We start from the raw sequence: 305 nt of genomic DNA, 5'->3' as shown, positions 1-305 counted from the left end.
CGCCGGCCAGACCAACCTGCTGGCGCTGAACGCCACGATCGAGGCGGCGCGGGCCGGCGAGGCCGGCCGCGGATTCGCGCTCGTCGCCGCCGAGGTCAAGGAGCTCGCTGGCCAGACCGCCCGGGCCACCGAGGAGATCAGCCAGCAGATCGGCCAGATCCAGGGTGTGACCGGCCAGGCGGTCTCGGCCATCGACACGATCGCCGCCCGGATCCGCGAGATCGACGCGGTCGGCGCCACCATCGCGGCGGCGGTCGAGGAGCAGGGCGCGGCCACGCAGGAGATCGTCCGCAACGTCTCGCAGG

General features: G+C 74.1%; 1 protein-coding gene. It reads left to right on the top strand.

The annotated features are described in order from the left end of the window. Window positions 1–305, top strand: a 305-nt coding sequence (locus ACLBX8_RS31930) for a methyl-accepting chemotaxis protein (protein ID WP_447716440.1), incomplete at both ends; no start/stop codon positions are given.

This window comes from Methylobacterium sp. D48H, from assembly GCF_053345715.1.
Note: the sequence above shows the minus strand (reverse complement) of the source record. Positions and strands in the feature narration are given on the sequence as shown.